Consider the following 17,881-nt stretch of genomic DNA (forward strand, 5'->3'; position numbering starts at 1 on the left):
ATAGTACAATATGAAATCAATTTATAAATATATCGTATGTGTTTGTACTGCATTGGCTGCAACATCCTGTGATTTTCTGGATGTGGTTCCTGACAATGTGGCTACCGAAGAGCATGCTTTTGCTGATCGCTACACTGTAGAAAAATATCTGGCTTCTTGTTATTGGAGAGTACCAAAGGCTGCGAGTATGAGCGAGAATCCGGGGATTCATGGAGCTATGGAGATGATTTTAAATACTGAGTATAGTGGTGATACTGGTATGAAATTAGGGTTAGGACAAGACAGTCCGACCAGTGCACTTATGAATTATTGGGCAAGTAGTTATTCGCTGTATGCCGGTATTCGTGATTGTAATACTTTTATGATGGGGATAGGTGATGTAAAGGATTTAGATGAATATGAAAAAAAGCGTATGATAGCTGAAGTCAAAATGCTTAAAGCTTATTTTCATTTTTATTTATTGTCTTATTACGGACCTATCTGTCCGTTACGTGAAAGTCCGGCTGTAAACGAATCTACTCAAGCTGTACGTGTTTACCGCGAAAAAGTGGATGATTGTTTTTCGTATGTTCTTGATCTGATGGATGAAGTGATAGAAAGTGAAGCTTTACCGTTGATTCTTTCAAATCCGACAACAGAGTTAGGACGTTTTACGCAGCCGGCAGCTTATATGTTGAAGGCTAAGATACTTTTGTATTGGGCCAGCCCTTTGTTTAATGGAAATACTGACTATAATAGTTTCAGGGATCATAACGGAGAACCATTTTTTAATCAGACTTATGATGCTTCACGTTGGACAACTGCGGCAGAAGCATGTAAAAAAGCTGTAGATATTTGTGAAACTGCAGGAATTCGTTTGTACCGAACTTCTGATTATATATCGGCAAAGAAATTATCAGATCAAATTTTGCAGGTTCAAACACTGAGAGGTGTTATTAGTCACAGATGGAATGCTGAACTAATTTGGAGTAACACGTCTTATCCTGTTGATGGAGGGTTCCAGTCAGACTGTTTTACTTATTTTGAGTCTGCTTTAACTTTGGGTACTAAACAAAGGTTGAGCGTTCCTTTGTCGACTGTTGAATGGTTTTATTCGAAAAATGGGGTTCCCATTGAAGAAGATATAATGTATGATTATACGAACCGTTATAGTCTGCGTACAGGGGATGAAGGAAATCGTTATTATATTCAGAAAGGGGAACAAACTGCAGGATTGAACTTTGACCGTGAACCACGTTTTTATTCAACATTAGGTTTCGATCGTGGTAAATGGTATGGAAATTCTTACAAAAATATACCGGATGATGATGCAGAGTGTCTGTACCCTAAAAATCGTTTTGGAGAATATTCTTCTGCGGCAGATCCTGGAAATTATAATGCAACTGGTTATTGGCCTAAAAAATTAGTTTCAATAAATTCGTCTTATCGTGATGCTAACAGTGTGACCTGGGAGTCATATCCTTTTCCGGATATGCGTTTTGCAGATTTATTGCTGATGTGTGCCGAGGCATTGAACGAATCGAAAAATGTACCTGATGCAGAGGTTTATAAATATATAGATATGGTACGTGAGCGTGCCGGATTGGACGGTGTATTGCAAAGCTGGCGTAAATATTCGAATCATCCGGAAAAACCGACAACAAAAGAAGGTATGCGCGAAATCATTCAGCGTGAACGTAAGATTGAATTAGCCTGCGAAGGAAGTTATTATTGGGATAGTCGCCGTTGGAAAACTGCATTGCAAGAACAAAATCGTTTGATTCAAGGGTGGAACATAAATGCTTCTGATGCGGAAAATTATTATACGGTGACTCCTGTTTATGAACAGTCTTTCTCATTTAAAAAATATTTAGCCCCTATACCTGAATCGGATATTGTAAAGAATCCGCAATTGATTCAGAATCCGGGGTGGTAATTGTTTATTTTTAATAATAGTATAAGTGTATGAAAACGAAATATTTGAGTTTTTTATTGTTACTGTTGGTCTTTTCTTCTTGTTCGGAGAAAGAACTGGCTCCTATTAGTGGCAGTTTAGGTAAGCCGGGAATTGTTACAGATGTTACGGTGGAGCCGTCTGCCGGTGGAGCTACAATTTCTTATAAGATTCCCAATTCGGAAGATTTATTGGCAGTGAAGTGTGTATATACTCTATCAGATGGTAAAGAAAATGAAGTAATGGCATCGTATTATGAAAACAAACTATTACTTCAAGGATACAATGATACTTTAGAACATACTGCAGTGCTTTATGCTGTAAATCGTGCTCAAGAACTGTCTGATCCTGTGGAAGTAAAGTTTTATCCTTTAGAGTCCCCTTTAAGTAAAGCTATAAAAACAGTAAGAATTAAAGCAGATTTTGGAGGTGCTAATTTTAGTTGGGGAAATTCGGACAAGGTTCCTCTAAATGTTGAATTGTTAGGACCTGATTCTTTAGGTCGGATGTCTACATTAAATATTTTGACTAGTGATATTGATAAAAATACGTATAGCGTACGTGGATATGCTCCAGAGTTATCCAAATTCTCAATGATTTTAGGAGATAATTTCAACAATTACTCAGATACGATTTCAGCTGAAGTTACGCCTTTGTTTGAAGAAAAGTTGGATAAGAAAAAAATGCGAGTTATGCGTTTGGATAACGATGCTTCTTTTGCAGAATGGGGATGTTTGGATGCTTATATGATTGATGATGATCCTTTAACTTTTGGACATACCCCTAATAATGCTTTACCGGCAGCTTTGACAATAGATCTGGGTTGTATGGCTAAACTTAGTCGTTTTGTTATGCATCAACGAAAGTTAAATGGTTCTACAAATATTTATTATGATCATGGTAACCCTCAAAGAATGGAAGTGTATACTTGTGATCACGAGCCTGGTAAAGATGGAGATTGGAGTGAATGGGTTAAAATTATGGATTGTGAAATTGTTAAGCCTTCTGGTTCTCCAGGTAATACTGTTACTGATCTTGATAAGGAAATGGCAGATAAAGGACATGAGTTTTCATTTGATTTATCGCAGCCTCCGATGAGATATGTGCGTATACTTCTTACTTCAGCTTGGAAGGGTACTTCTTATGTTTCTCCAGCAGAAATATCTTTTTATGGAGAAAATGAAGAGTAATGATTGGTTCAATGAATTAATAAAGAATGATTATGAAAAGAATATATGGTATAGTTGCATTTGTAGTATCTGTTTTATCTTTCGTTTCTTGCGATGATTTTATGGACGTACATAAAGAATATATTGAAGATGGTGAGATCATTTATGCTCCTAAACCGGATACGATAGGTTTTATTGCAGGTAAAAATCGGATTTTGTTTAACTGTCGTACTTATAATGCTCCAAATGTCCGGTCTATTGATGTATATTGGAATGACGGACTTGATTCTCTGATTGTTCCTGTTGAATTGAAGACTGGTTATGATAGTATTTCCATTATATTGGAAAATATGGAAGAAAAGTCTTATACATTTGATGTTCGCACTACAGATAATTTTGGACATAAATCTTTATATCTGACGGATTTTGGAACTTCTTATGGTGAAATTTACCAATCAAGATTGAGTGATCGTCGCATTAAAACTGTATCACTGTCGGATAAGGGAGGTATAGTTACTTGGTATTTTGCCCCGAGTGACCTTGTTTGTAGTGAAATACGGTATACGAAGAATGACGGTTCGCTGTCAGTTACTGAAACTTCTTCAATAAAGGATGTTACTGAGCTTCCGGATATAAAGCCTGGTTCTACTATTGAGTACAGATCTTTGTTTATTCCGGAAGTAGAAGCTATCGATACGTTTGCAACTGCATGGAAAACATTTGCAACTGTTATTCCTGAAGAATATAAGTATGATAGCAGTTCATGGACAGTGTTGTCTGCTTCGGACGAGTCCTCAGATCATGGAGGAAGAATCGCTTTGCTTGATGGAAATTTAAACACTTTCTGGCATTCTGCCTGGGAGGATGAAAGTGCGCCTCTGCCGCACTGGGCAGTAATCGATATGCAATCTCAGAAAAAAATCTCAAGGATCGAAATCTATCGCAGAGCCGGTAATACGGATACGAAGAGCGTGGAATTATATGTTTCTGATCAATCGAACGGAAATGTCGATGGATGGAAAAAAATAGGAAATGCAGTGTTTGTTGATGGTGATAGTCTTTCTATATCAATACCTGAATCGGCAGAACAGGGACGTTATTTGAAATTGTTGCTTCCGGATAGTAATAATGAACCGTCTACAAGTGTTGCCGAGATTTATGTGTATGGAAAATAGATAATAGGTAAAGTTTTTTAGAGTGTTAAGGTTAAGTATCAGGTATGGATTTTAGCTTCGATTTAGCTTAAATCTATACCTGATTTCTTAAGATAGTCCATCTCGGTTAAATATAGTCTATTTTTTATTGAGAGGATTTGATATTTCTTTGTTGCGTGATAATTAAAAACAAGATGAGAAAAACTGTAGTATTATTGTTGTTATGCTTTGTGGCATATTTAATGCAGGCGAAAACAGATTCGCTAAAGATTGATTTGTCCGGTATGTGGCGTTTTCAATTGGATCCTATGGGATTTGGTAAAACCCCCGGATCGGAACTCTATCTGGATAAATTAGTAGAGACTATTGTATTACCCGGATCTACGGATCAGGGAGGGAAAGGTATTAAAAATAATGCTCGTTATGTGGACCGTCTCAGTCGTAAATTCGAGTATCAGGGAGCTGCCTGGTACCAACGTGAAGTTGTTATTCCTGAAGAATGGAAGAATAAAGATATAGTTTTGAATCTGGAACGTTGTCATTGGGAGACGACAGTTTTTGTAGATGAGCAATTGGTTGGTATGGATGAACGTTTGAGTACACCCAATATTTTCCACTTAACAAAATATTTAACACCGGGAGTGCATACCCTGACCCTTTGTGTGGACAATCGTTTGAAATATCCAATGGATCAATGGAACCACGGAACTACCGAATACACACAAACAAATTGGAATGGAATAATAGGTGATATATCTATACAGGTCAAAGAAAAGGTTCATATTCGCCGTGTAAATGTGTATCCTGATATAGAGAATAAGTCTGTTTTAGCGAAAGTCGAGTTATCTTCTTTAACTACATTTCAAAAAGGATCATTAGAGTTGCATGTTCGTGAAAAAGGAGGTAAACTTGTTGCAACCCATCAAATTGGGATAGATAGTCTCGTTGCACAAGAGGGCATTGAGCAAACGATCAACTTAGGTAAACAGATAAAGTTATGGGATGAGTTCAATCCTTTTTTGTATGAACTTGAAACAACATTGCATGTAGACGGAAAGCAGGACACCCGGACGATTACGTTTGGTATGCGAAATGTAGAACAAGGTAAGCATCATGTCCGTTTGAACGGTCACGATATCCATTTGCGTGGGGTACTCGACTGTGCAGTGTTTCCTCTGACCGGTTATCCTTCTACCTGTGTGGAAGATTGGAAACGTATATTTTCTACAGTTAAGGAATATGGTATGAATCATGTCCGTTTTCATTCATGGTGTCCTCCCGAAGCGGCATTTATGGCAGGAGATGAATTGGGAATGTATCTGCAAGCCGAACTACCCATGTGGATTAAGGATGTTGGCAAATATCCTGCCAGGCGCGATTTTTTTGAAAAAGAGATGTATGCTATTCTGGATGCCTACGGTAATCATCCTTCTTTTATTTTAATGTGTAATGGTAATGAAAATGAAGGTGATTTTGCTGTTTTGGAAGATTTGGTCAAGAAAGCGCAGACTTATGATAACCGTCGTCTTTATTCTGCATCTACGGCTCGTACTCATACCGCTTCCGATCAATACTATGTGTCACATGTTACTTCCAAAGGATGGATCACTGTTTATGAAGGGACTCCGTCTACCGATTGGGATCGCAACAAAGAGTCAGACATTGATGTACCTGTTATAGCACATGAAACCGGGCAGCGTTGTATGTATCCCAATTTTGATGAGATCAGGAAATATACGGGTGTACTCGAAGCGCGTAATTTTGAAGTGTTTAGAGAAAGGTTAACCAAAAATGGAATGTTACATCAGGCAAATGATTTCTTCAAAGCTACAGGTGCACATACCGTATTACAGTATAAAGAAGTGAATGAATCTTTACTTCGTACCCGTACTTCGGGAGGTTTTCAATTGTTAGGTCTTGCTGATTTTCCGGGGCAAGGGAGTGCTTTTGTAGGAATCCTGGATGCTTTTTGGGAAAGTAAAGGTTTAGTTTCTCCCGAGAAATTTCGTGAGTCATGTGCACCGACTGTTTTGCTGGCCCGTTTACAGAAACGAACTTTTCTTTCAGGTGAACAATTGAAAGTAAAAATGGATATATATCATTTTGGTAAAGATGTTCTTAAAAAGGAAAAGCTAAACTGGAGCCTGATAGATGAAGATGGGAAAATAATAAGCAAAGGCACTTTGGACAATAAAAATATCCAGCCTTATACGGTTGACTCTTTAGGTACGATTGATATTGATTTGGATGGAATAACTCATGCTTGTCAACTAACATTGAAAGCAGGAATGGGAGGAGTAAAAAATGAATGGAATATTTGGGTATATCCGCAACAAACGGAAAAACAAACGAATTTTGTCTATACACGTAAATGGAATGAAGAAACTTTGAAGATGCTTGAAGATGGAAATAATGTATTACTGATTCCGGAAAAGTGCGAAGGTCGTAAAACTCATTTTGCCAGTCATTTTTGGAACCCGATCATGTTTAATTGGAATCCGATGATTGTGGGTACTTTGATTAATGCCCAACATCCGGTTTTTAGGTGTTTTCCCACAAAATCATATGCCGACTGGCAATGGTGGGATATTCTGAATCATGCAACGGCTATGGATTTGACTGCTTTGAATAATATAACTCCTATCATTCAAAGTATAGATTCGTATGAAACAAATCAGAAACTGGGTATTGCTTTCGAGGCAAGGGTTAGGAAGGGTAAGCTGTTCGTTCTTTGTGTAGATCCGGAAAAGGATATAGATAATCGTTTAGCGACGAAGCAATTAATAACTTCGGTTGAAAAATATGTGGCTTCAGATCGTTTTGATCCGAGAGATACTTTGCAATCATATGAAATAGAAGCACTTTTTCCTACAATCCCTATATCAACAAAGCAGAAAGGATCTCAAACAGCAATTCAGCAATTACTGAATAAATAGAAAGTAGATAACCTAATAAAAAAGAAGGAAATTATTCTCTGAAAATGAGAAAATCTCCTTCTTTTTTGCTCTATACTAGGTTTTTAACAGCGGGTTGCATTCAGTTTCTTTACTACCAGCCCATATATAATCAGGGCAACGGCCGAAACTAGCGCGATCGCCCCGAAATAATACCATATATAATGGGCATGTGCACTGGCGGCTACCCACTCTTCATGTGTGGCGAACAGTGTTGGTTCCGGACAGTATTTGCTTAATAGGAAGCCTGATAAGCCGAATCCGAGTATAGATGACAGGAAGGAGTGAAGGTGGCTGAAACCGAGGTATAATCCTTCTTCGCCTTTGGGGGCCTGCAATGAGAAATATTCAAGAAAACGGGGAGAGATAAATGTTTCCGCTAGTCCCTGGAAGACAATCCCGACTACCATCATGAAAGCTACCGGATGCATACCGAGGATAGTTGTGTTGCTATCCAGCATATTTCCCGATGCCATGCAAAGAGCGGAGATCGGCATGATGAACATACCGAATGTCATAGAGGTAAGTGCGGTTTTCTTACGCATTAACTGGGTAACTAAGTTTACGGTCAATACTACAACCAGCGGATTCACGTTGGCATACCAGGAAGGAGAAGCTCCTTCGCCAGCCAAACGTAAAACATATTTAGGCATGGTTGCATACAGCTGGTGCTGAACCATCCAGAAACCGGAAATAATAAAAATCAATATGATCAGGCGACCGTTTGTACAGACTTTGATCAGTGCCGTCCATATTTGTCCGAAAGTTTTTCCTTCACTGGAATGTTGGCTGCTTTTATAGAAAAACCAGATCGCAATAAGAGCCAGGAATGTCATTGAAGCGGAAAAATAGTTGAGAGTGATCAACCCCTCGTTCCCTAATGCTTCGCGCAACGGTTTTACAATAGTTTTGCCGGAGAAGGCTCCTATATTTACCATTGCATAGAAAATGGAGAAACCTTTGGCACGGGTTTCGGGAGTTGTTTCTTTGGCTACAGTTCCGGAAATTACACTTTTGATGAATGATCCTCCGATAACGATCAGTATCATGATCGGGATAATTCCATAACGGAGATTACTTTCGAGCAATCCGGTAAATGTTGTTGTTGTCCCGTATTCAACCAGTCCGGCTGACTGGAGCCAGGTAGGATAAAGCCCCAACCCGGCATAACCGATGGTCAGCAAAGAGAAGGCCAATAGCATGGAATTGCGGAATCCGATCTTATCGGCCAGTGCACCGGCAAAAGTCGGGAGGAAGTAGAGGAATGCGGAGAATGTTCCGGCGATAGTTGCCGCTTGTATGTCGTTGAATCCGAGGATGCGGCTGAGGTAGAGTGTTATTACGATAAATACGCCATAGTAGGCGGCACGTTCAAATAGTTCGACGGTATTGGCTACCCAAAACGCTTTACTGAATTTGATTTTCTCTTTCTTTGTCGTTGTGTTCATGCGATAGTTATTTGTTTTTAGAATTAGAATATGAAATGTAAAAACGCAGGTATATGCAGATGAGAAAATTAGAGCTGCGTATACCTGCGTTTATTTACATCTTGTGTAAGTCTTTTATTTCTTTACAGTGTAAGTTTGATGAATCGCTTTGTCGAAAGCTTTCCAATGTTCGTCGGTCATGTTACCGGGGGTGAACAGGGCAACACCGGCTGCACCGCTTTCCATCGATCCGCGTACTGCTTCTTCTATTTCAGAAGGGATCAGACCGTGTCCTTCCGGATCTTTGATGTTAGCTTTGTTTTGCCAATCGTGGCAGATGAATAAACCACTGAAAACGGGTTTTTCTCCGTTCACAGAGTTTACTTCTTCCTTCGTCACCTCGCCTACCCAGGCAGCGTCTTCCAGGTAGAAGTCGTTGTAGTTCATCGGGAAGAATGCGTCGATATTCCATTTATTCCATTCCTGGCGAACCATCCATTTGGCGTGTGAGTCAGGACCGGGGAATACGGCTGCACTGATCTTTTTACCTTTAGCATGGACTGTATCTGCAATGCGATCTACCAGCTTAGTGATCAGGTCACAACGGAACTGAGCCCATTCTTTGCATTTGGAAGGATCTTCAACAGATTTAATATCGATACCGGTAGCAGCCTTGAAATCGGCTACACATTTGTCGCAATAGCAATAATCGGCAGTCGGATATTCTTCGTTCATAACCAGACCGTATTTTTCCCAAAGACCTTTGGCGAGGATAACGTCTACATAACGGATATAATCCAGATGAACGTAATCTACTTCAGGAATATCGGCTACTTTGCCGTATAGATCGGTCAGGAATTCGGCAGTCCCTTCATGGTTTGGGCAAAGGCATTTGTAATAAGGAACATACGCTTGTACTTCGTAAGCCGGTTCGCCTTTGCGGTTTACAGCATACAGGGTGGAGTCCATGCCTCCCTGTAACATGGCCGGTATCCAGGCATGGTATTCCATACCGTTTGCGTGAGCCACTTTAGCGGCACGCTGGATTTTTTGCAAATCATGTCCGGCGTTGTAGCACATACCATCCAGCCCATGCGATTTCCATTTACTAAAATCGGCTTGTAAGGTCTCTTCGGTTGTATTACCGCCTTCACCTTGCCAGCCGTACACTTTGATTTTTGCTTCCGGTGCTTTGTTGCAAGCCGTTGCCAGAAGGACAACGGCTGCTAAAGCTAAAAATACTTTTTTCATTCAGATAGTTTGTTGTTATTAAATTTCACAAGCACAGAGTGTCGGGATCAGATTGCGGTCGCCGTAAGCATTATCTACGCGGGCCACATTGATCCAGAATTTACTGTCATGCAACCATTCCAGTGGGAAGGCTGCTTTACTACGAGGATATTCATGCTTCCATTCATCGGCGGTTACTTCATATTCCGGATGAGGAGCATTTTTGAGCACGTTATCTTCTTTAGAGGCTTTGCCTTCTTCCACTTCCTTGATTTCTTTCCAGATGCAGTCCATCACTTCGGCAAAACGGTCGAGTTCGGCTTTGCTTTCGCTTTCGGTCGGTTCAACCATTAAAGTTCCGTGTACCGGGAATGAAAGCGTAGGTGCATGATACCCGAAGTCCATCAGACGCTTAGCGATATCACCTTCGTCGATGCCTGAACGTTCTTTTACACCGCGGCATTCCAGAATCAATTCGTGGCCAACCCGTCCTGTGGCTCCGGTATAGACGATTCCGTAAGTGTCTTTAAATTTAGAAGCCAGATAGTTTGCATTCAGGATGGCAGTTTTAGTAACAGTTTCCAGTCCTTCCGTACCAAGCATGCGGATATAAGCATAAGTGATCGGAAGGATACCTGCACTACCATAGGGAGCAGCAGAAACCGTATTCAAATCGCTTCCCCAGGCTACCGGATGAGAGGGTAGGAACGGTACCAGATGTTCGGCAACACAGATCGGACCAACGCCCGGACCACCACCACCGTGAGGTGAAGCAAATGTCTTGTGCAGGTTCAGGTGACAAACATCAGCTCCGATAGTTCCCGGATTGGTCAATCCTACCTGAGCGTTCATATTGGCACCGTCCATATATAACTGTCCGCCACAAGCATGAACAATATCACACATTTCTTTGATGTCTACTTCAAAAATACCGTGGGTAGACGGATAAGTGATCATGCTGGCAGCCAGGTTGTCTTTGTTGGCTTCTGCCTTGGCGCGGAAGTCTTCCAGGTCGATATTACCGTTTTCGTCGCATTTAACAGTAACAGTCGTATAACCGCACTGGATAGCACTGGCCGGATTAGTTCCGTGGGCCGATGCCGGAAGCAATACGATATTTCGATGTCCCTGTCCGATGCTTTCGAGATAAGCGCGGATGACACGAAGTCCGGTATATTCGCCGGCGGCACCTGAGTTCGGTTGTAATGTAACACCTTTGAATCCGGTGATCTCTGCCAGGTAGCAGCACAGGTTTTCAATCAACTCCGTATAGCCTTCTACCTGTTCTTCCGGTGCGTACGGGTGAATATTCATAAATTCAGCACGGCTGAGCGGAAGCATTTCAGATGCAGCGTTCAGTTTCATCGTACATGAACCCAGGGAGATCATCGACTGTGCCAATGATACGTCTTTGCGTCCCAGACGGGTGATATAACGCATCAGCTCGGTTTCCGTATGATATTTTTTGAATACATCTTCCTGAAGGAAGTCAGAAGTACGGGCGAATTTCTGATCGAAATAAGTTTTTTCCGGGATGGCTTCTTCCAGCATATAGTCTTTTCCGGCAGCACCGGCGAAGATATACAACAATACGCCTATATCGGTAGGCTGTGTTGTTTCGTCAATACTGATGCCTACCTGGCCACCTTCGAAGTAGCGAAGGTTCACTTTGCATTCCAAAGCGATTTCACGCAGTGCATTTACAGAAACATGAGCCGGCAATTCGATCTTCAACGTATCGAAGTAATCCTTGTTCAGTTGTCTGTAACCTAATTTTTCAAGTTCGGCTGCCAGGAATCCGGCCGAAGCGTGGATGCGTCCGGCAATGTTGCGCAGACCTTCTGCTCCGTGATATACGGCATAGAAACCGGCCATTGTTGCCAGTAAAGCCTGTGCGGTACAGATATTTGAAGTTGCTTTTTCACGTTTGATATGCTGTTCGCGTGTCTGCAAAGCCAAGCGGTAAGCCGGATGTCCATAAGCATCTTTCGAGATACCGATGATACGTCCCGGAATAGCACGTTTGTATTCGTCTTTTGTTGCAAAATAAGCAGCAGAAGGACCACCGTAGAACATCGGAATACCGAAGCGCTGGCTGCTGCCGAACACTACGTCGGCTCCCCATTCGCCCGGAGGTGTCAGTAATACCAAACTCATCAGGTCGGCTGCTACGGCTACACGGGTTTCGTTGGCGTTCGCTTTTGCAATGAATTCTTTATAATCTTCAATCGAACCATCCGCATTCGGGAATTGTACGATAGCTCCGAATACATCCGGTGTAAAGGTGAATGTCTTATAATTTCCGATTACCACGTTGATACCTTGTGGAATCATGCGTGTTTTGATTACGGCCAAAGTTGATTCAAATACATTTTCATCAACAAATAGCGTATTGGCTCCGGCTTTTGCTTGTGCACGGCTCCGGCTTCCGTAGAACATGGTTGCAGCTTCGGCAGCAGCAGTCGCTTCATCCAACAAAGAACAGTTGGTTAGCGGTAGAGCAGTCAGCTCACTGATTACAGTCTGGAAGTTCAACAGTGCTTCCAGGCGTCCCTGCGATACCTCAGCCTGATACGGTGTGTATGAGGTGTACCAAACCGGATTTTCGAAGACATTACGCTGGATAGGAGCAGGACAGATAGTATCATACCATCCCATTCCAATGTAAGACGTAAAAACTTCGTTCTTGGATGCCAGTTCGGCGATATGTTCTGCAAACTCCCGCTCAGTCATTGGCTCTGGAAGATTCAGAGGTTCTTTCAGACGAATATTGGCCGGGATTGTCTGGTCAATCAGTTCGTCAACCGATTTAACACCGATAGCTTCAAGCATAGCCGGGATATCTTCCTCTGCAATGCCGACGTGGCGGTTTACAAATTTATTTGTGTCCATAGTATTTAATGTGTTTATAAATAAGGATTGTTTAATTTTTCGTCGATAACTCTTGTTTCCGGTCCGTGTCCGGGATAAATAACCGTTTCATCCGGCAATGACAGCAATTTGTCGTTGATGGCGGCGATCAGTACTTCCTGATTACCACCCCATAAATCCGTACGGCCGATGCTTCCTGCAAACAACGCGTCTCCAACAATGGCAAAACCGTTCTTTTTATTGTAGAAAGCCACACTGCCGGGAGAATGTCCGGGAACTGTCAGGACCAATAATTCCGAATGTCCGAATTTGACCACTTCATTGCCGACCAGCTGTTTCTGTACCGGGATTTCTTGGAAATGTCCCGGTAGTCCGAATGCCTGTGCCTGTTTGTCGGGTGCAGGGAGTTGTTCCACATCGAGCCGGTGTGCCTGCGGGGATAAACCATACGTTTTATATATAAACGGATTCCCGAAGATATGGTCCAGGTGTAAATGCGTACAAAGCAGATGTTTCACTGTCAGTTTATTCTCTGTAATGAAATCGCTCAGCTCTTTTTCTTCCGACGGGCGAAGACAACCGCAGTCGATGATGACAGCTTCTTTGGTGTCATCATACAACACGAATGTGTTTTCCTGGAAATAATTGAATTCAAAAGCCTTTATTGTAATCATAACGGTACGTATACTACTTTTTTAGTTTGAAAAAATTCTTCTTTGAAGTGATCGCCCAGTTCAACAACGATTGCCTGTTTCTGAAAAGCTTGTATTTCGTGTTGCAACTCACCGCCTTTCAGACATATCAATCCGTTGGGCAATGCGTTCTGCTGTTCTTTCTTTACATTTTTGCGGGATATTTTGACCAGGTCTCCCAATGGCATGACTGCCCGGCTGACAACAAAATCGAAAAGCTGTTTTTCCTCTTCTGCCCGGCAGTGACGGAATGTTACGTTCTTCAAACCGATAGCTTCCGCCACGGCTTGTCCGACCTTGATCTTTTTTCCGATACTGTCAACCAGATGGAATTGTACTTCCGGAAAGAATATAGCCAACGGAATACCGGGAAATCCTCCGCCGGTACCGATATCCATAACAGATGAACCATCCTTAAACTTCATCATTTTTGTTAACCCCAGCGAATGAAGGACATGATGAGGATAAAGATTCTCGATATCTTTGCGTGATATCACGTTGATCTTTGAATTCCAGTCAGTATATAAATCGTACAGAGCTTCGTATTGTGCAAGTTGCGTTTCGTTCAGCTCCGGAAAATAAGTTTTTATCAGTTCCATAGATTATGTTTAAAATGCCAGATGTGCAATCGGACTTTCTTTTTTGAGCAGATATTGTATTTCTTCGTAAGGAAGATGTACATTCGTTGCACCGACTACATAGGCGGCTATCTCATATTCGTTAAATGTATAGGTAATGCCATTGTCGTCAATCAGGAAATTGCCGTTCGGGAAAATCTCGTCGATACTGAAGAACCCTATATTCTCCAGTTCTTTCGGATTTTCCACGGTATTTTGTTTGGCAATCCGGTCTATAAGGATTTGTGCCAGGTCTTCCTGAAAACCTTCGATAAAGATGTCGTCTTCCTTGATCAGGTTACCTGTTTTCATATCTATGACATGATTCGTAAAAGAATGGGCGCCATGAGCACCACCTGTGTAATTTTCAAAGTTGACAGTGTAACTTAGGATGTCATTTTTATTGTAGGCTATATCATCGGACGACATTTCAAAATAGGAGAACCATGCTCCGACCGGAGTTTCGTCGGCTTTTGCTACTTCTGCTTTATATTCGTCTTCCAAATCTTTGTAGTTGTTCAGGTAATCTTCGGTATATTTGGCAGTCGCTTCTTCGGGGGATAAGTTTTCGTAACCATCTCCGAAGTAAGAATACACAAATTGCTGTTGTATCTTTTTCAGGATATCTTTATTGTCGTATTTTGCCGGATAGGTGAAGTTTATCTGAAGATTACAATTCGGATTTTCCGGATTTTCCAGGAGGTGATATGTTTTGTCCACACTGATCGAATCGAATGTCACATCGTTATCCGTCGTCTTTTTTGTCCCGATGTTACAACCGCTGACAAATACACTTATGAGAAAGAGAACTACAAGCTTTTGGCATAATTGCGTCTTCATTGTGATACAGATTTAATTTTATACTTTAAAATGCAAATGTACATGTTTCTCTCCGAATTACCGAATTAGTTTACCGGTTGTTTTAGGTAATCCTATTCTTTTTACCGGTAGTAATCTGTTTTTGGCGTCCTCAAAAACATTTATGAGGCCCTCGAAAACAAAATACTTACTGATCAAATAACAATGGTTACATGTATTTCTATTGCATACATGTATATTTTTAGATGAAAAATTGATTATTTAAATCTTCTGTGTATCTTTGTTCCGCACATGAAATGCAAGGTGTTGCTTCATGAGCATTTTATAAGTTAGACATAAGCGTTTTTTAATATTATTTGACATCGAAATCTCGACAATTTCACCCAACAAGTAATAGTACTGTAAATGCAAATGTTCTTTTCTGTTTATACACAATGAGATAATTGTAAAGTTGTTCGTGTATATAGATAAGAGCGTGGTACTGTTATACATATTGTTGGGGGGCCTGTCGAGAGCCTCAATGTCTATATATTGACAGTATCCACGCTTCTTTGATTTTTCCAGGCTACAGTTTATAAACTTTTTTTCTCCGGTATTCTGCGGAGCGGCATTTGACGGAAGTTTCTTCTTACAAAAATATATGATATTTTTCAGATGTAATTCATCTTATTGATTTTCACTGAACTTTAGAAGTTTTTTAGAGAAATGGCGAAAGCCGTTTTATTGTCCGGTAATATTTGTCCGACACGAGATGTTTTTAGCCTTAAATGAACTAAATCAAGGTTTACTTGTTATAATAATGTAACGGTACTGATTCCGTTTACCACCAGGGTGTAAAAATTAGCATATAAAGTTTATTGTCAAAAAGTTATTCCGGATTCATTATGTGCGTCCGGGTACCAGATTGTACTTGTCTGAAAAAGCAGATCCGGACTATAACCACCGGGCATGAAATCAAAATAATTAGATATATGACGAAGATAGAAATAAAAAACTTATCTATCCTTTTCGGTTCTGAGAAGAACAGGGCGAAAAAGATGATACTGAAAGGTAAAAGTAAACAGGAGATTTTGAAAGAAACCGGATGTACAGTCGCAGTCCGTAACGCAAACCTGGAAATTGAAGAAGGGGAGATGTTTGTTATCATGGGATTGTCCGGTAGTGGAAAGTCTACTTTGTTGCGTTGCATAAACCGGCTGAATGAACCGACAATGGGAGAGATCCGTGTGAACGGGATCGACATAACACGTTCGTCTGATAAGGAATTATTACAGATACGCCGGAAAGAACTGGCAATGGTTTTTCAGCATTTCGGGTTATTACCTCACCGTACGGTATTAAGTAATGTTTCGTTCGGTCTGGAATTGCAAAGTGTTCCTAAAGAAGAGCGGGAGAAGAAAGCACAGGAGAGTATCGAACTGGTCGGTCTGAAAGGTTACGAAAATCAGCGGGTCGATGAACTGTCCGGTGGTATGCAGCAACGTGTCGGCCTGGCCCGTGCACTGGCTAATAATCCGGAAGTCCTTTTGATGGATGAGGCTTTTTCTGCATTGGATCCGTTGATCCGTGAACAGATGCAGGATGAATTACTTCTTTTGCAGGAGAAGATGAAGAGGACGATCGTTTTTATTACGCATGACCTGGACGAGGCGATTAAGCTGGGCGACCGTATTGCCATCATGAAAGATGGCGAAGTCGTGCAGGTCGGTACTCCGGAAGAGATACTGACTGATCCGGCGAATGCTTACGTAACACGTTTTACAGAAAGTGTGGATCGGGGACGCATCGTAACAGCTTCATCGATAATGCTTAAACAACCGATCGTTGTAAGGATTAAAAGAGACGGTCCGGAAGCGATCTTTCGTAAAATGCGTGAAAGACGATTGTATGCACTGCCTGTTATCGGGAATGACGATCAGTTTATCGGTGAGATACAATATAAAGATGTATTGAAATTGCGGAAAGAGGGAAGCAAGGATGTCAGTTCTATCGTACAGACAGAAGTACCTTCTGTCCTTGAAAATACTACGGTGGAAGATATGCTTCCTTTACTTCCGAAAGTGCGGCAGGCTTTACCTGTTGTCAATGAGGAAAATCGGTTGGTGGGTGTTGTCTCTCCTTCCGCTATCATCATTGAGATGACCGGGAAAGATCAGAAAGAAATAGAAGAAATAATTCAAAACGCAATAGATTTATGATTAATATCGGGAAATATATAGAAATCGTCATCAACTGGATGACGGAACACTGGGCACATTTTTTTGATGTCATCAATAATATTATCGGTGGTTTCATCGAGACCTTTCAGCATGGATTGTTATGGATACCTTTTTACATTATGATTCCGGCTTTAGCGGTACTGGCCTGGTATAAAGCCGGTAAAGGGACAGCTGTGCTTACGTTGCTGGGACTTTTCCTGATCTACGGGATGGGATTCTGGGAACAAACGATGCAGACCGTAGCATTGGTTTTATCGTCTACCGTAATTGCCCTCATCCTGGGTGTCCCGCTTGGGATATGGACGGCTCAAAACCGCATTGCCGCCAAAATAATTCGTCCGGTTATGGACCTGATGCAGACAATGCCGGCTTTTGTTTACCTGATCCCGGCTGTCTTGTTCTTCGGGCTGGGACCTGTGCCGGGTGCTTTTGCCACGGTGATATTTGCCATGCCGCCGGTTGTCCGTTTGACGGATTTAGGAATACGGCAGGTTCCGGAGGATATCGTTGAGGCGACACGCTCATTCGGAGCGACTTCCCGCCAGCTACTTTTCAAAGTACAGCTGCCGTTGGCGTTGCCGACGATTATGACGGGAGTGAATCAAACGATTATGATGGCATTGTCTATGGTGGTGATTGCCGCAATGATCTCTGCCGGAGGTTTGGGGGAGATCGTATTGAAAGGTATTACCCAGATGAAGATCGGTCTCGGATTTGAAGGCGGTATTGCCGTTGTGATTCTGGCCATTGTACTGGATCGTATAACTCAGGGGTTTGTTCGTAAGAAATAAACCTG

General features: G+C 41.5%; 12 protein-coding genes. 6 read left to right on the plus strand and 6 right to left on the minus strand.

Annotation, left to right across the window (positions count from 1 at the left end; translation table 11 throughout):
• Positions 1-10 precede the first annotated feature (10 nt).
• From HMPREF1535_RS23890 to HMPREF1535_RS23905, 4 genes are all read left to right on the plus strand, one after another.
• Entirely contained in the window at positions 11-1,915 is a 1,905-nt protein-coding gene (locus HMPREF1535_RS23890; RefSeq protein ID WP_046147831.1) for a RagB/SusD family nutrient uptake outer membrane protein, read from the plus strand.
• 29 nt (positions 1,916-1,944) lie between these two features.
• Positions 1,945-3,123 carry a DUF5000 domain-containing lipoprotein gene (locus HMPREF1535_RS23895; protein WP_046147832.1) on the plus strand — a complete coding sequence of 393 codons (1,179 nt, stop codon included), beginning with the start codon at positions 1,945-1,947 and terminating at the stop codon, positions 3,121-3,123.
• A gap of 32 nt (positions 3,124-3,155) precedes the next feature.
• Positions 3,156-4,277: a DUF4998 domain-containing protein gene (locus tag HMPREF1535_RS23900; protein ID WP_046147833.1), complete on the plus strand. Its 1,122-nt coding sequence runs from the start codon at positions 3,156-3,158 to the stop codon at positions 4,275-4,277.
• 221 nt (positions 4,278-4,498) lie between these two features.
• The gene (locus HMPREF1535_RS23905; protein ID WP_244275724.1) at positions 4,499-7,192 is read left to right on the plus strand and encodes a glycoside hydrolase family 2 protein; all 2,694 of its coding nucleotides are present in this window, start codon (positions 4,499-4,501) and stop codon (positions 7,190-7,192) included.
• Between the two features lie 83 nt (positions 7,193-7,275).
• Here HMPREF1535_RS23905 and HMPREF1535_RS23910 read toward each other — a convergent pair whose 3' ends face one another.
• The 6 genes from HMPREF1535_RS23910 to HMPREF1535_RS23935 all read right to left on the minus strand — a co-directional run bounded on the left by HMPREF1535_RS23910 (position 7,276) and on the right by HMPREF1535_RS23935 (position 14,887).
• Positions 7,276-8,658 carry an MFS transporter gene (locus tag HMPREF1535_RS23910; protein ID WP_046147835.1) on the minus strand — a complete coding sequence of 461 codons (1,383 nt, stop codon included), beginning with the start codon at positions 8,656-8,658 and terminating at the stop codon, positions 7,276-7,278.
• 114 nt (positions 8,659-8,772) lie between these two features.
• Positions 8,773-9,888, minus strand: coding sequence for a glycoside hydrolase family protein (locus tag HMPREF1535_RS23915; protein ID WP_046147836.1), 1,116 nt, complete (start codon positions 9,886-9,888; stop codon positions 8,773-8,775).
• Between the two features lie 18 nt (positions 9,889-9,906).
• Positions 9,907-12,759, minus strand: a complete 2,853-nt coding sequence (gene gcvP / locus HMPREF1535_RS23920; protein ID WP_046147837.1) for an aminomethyl-transferring glycine dehydrogenase — start codon at positions 12,757-12,759, stop codon at positions 9,907-9,909.
• A 14-nt stretch (positions 12,760-12,773) separates the two neighbouring features.
• The gene (locus tag HMPREF1535_RS23925) at positions 12,774-13,412 is read right to left on the minus strand and encodes an MBL fold metallo-hydrolase (RefSeq protein WP_007659412.1); all 639 of its coding nucleotides are present in this window, start codon (positions 13,410-13,412) and stop codon (positions 12,774-12,776) included.
• Positions 13,409-14,029 (minus strand): 16S rRNA (guanine(527)-N(7))-methyltransferase RsmG, encoded by a 621-nt coding sequence (rsmG, locus tag HMPREF1535_RS23930; protein WP_007659413.1) that lies wholly within the window; start codon positions 14,027-14,029, stop codon positions 13,409-13,411. The genes HMPREF1535_RS23925 and rsmG overlap by 4 nt, the downstream gene beginning before the upstream one ends.
• 9 nt (positions 14,030-14,038) lie before the next feature.
• Positions 14,039-14,887 (minus strand): DUF3298 and DUF4163 domain-containing protein, encoded by an 849-nt coding sequence (locus tag HMPREF1535_RS23935; protein ID WP_010800224.1) that lies wholly within the window; start codon positions 14,885-14,887, stop codon positions 14,039-14,041.
• Positions 14,888-15,837: 950 nt separating this feature from the next.
• On the opposite strand from HMPREF1535_RS23935, the gene HMPREF1535_RS23940 reads away from it, so the two are divergent.
• Together HMPREF1535_RS23940 and HMPREF1535_RS23945 are read left to right on the plus strand one after the other, a co-directional pair.
• On the plus strand, positions 15,838-17,064 hold the full coding sequence (locus HMPREF1535_RS23940) for a quaternary amine ABC transporter ATP-binding protein (protein ID WP_046147838.1): 1,227 nt from the start codon (positions 15,838-15,840) through the stop codon (positions 17,062-17,064).
• Positions 17,061-17,876 (plus strand): ABC transporter permease, encoded by an 816-nt coding sequence (locus tag HMPREF1535_RS23945; RefSeq protein ID WP_010800222.1) that lies wholly within the window; start codon positions 17,061-17,063, stop codon positions 17,874-17,876. The genes HMPREF1535_RS23940 and HMPREF1535_RS23945 overlap by 4 nt, the downstream gene beginning before the upstream one ends.
• Positions 17,877-17,881 lie beyond the last annotated feature (5 nt).

This window comes from Parabacteroides goldsteinii DSM 19448 = WAL 12034, from assembly GCF_000969835.1.
GTDB lineage: Bacteria > Bacteroidota > Bacteroidia > Bacteroidales > Tannerellaceae > Parabacteroides > Parabacteroides goldsteinii.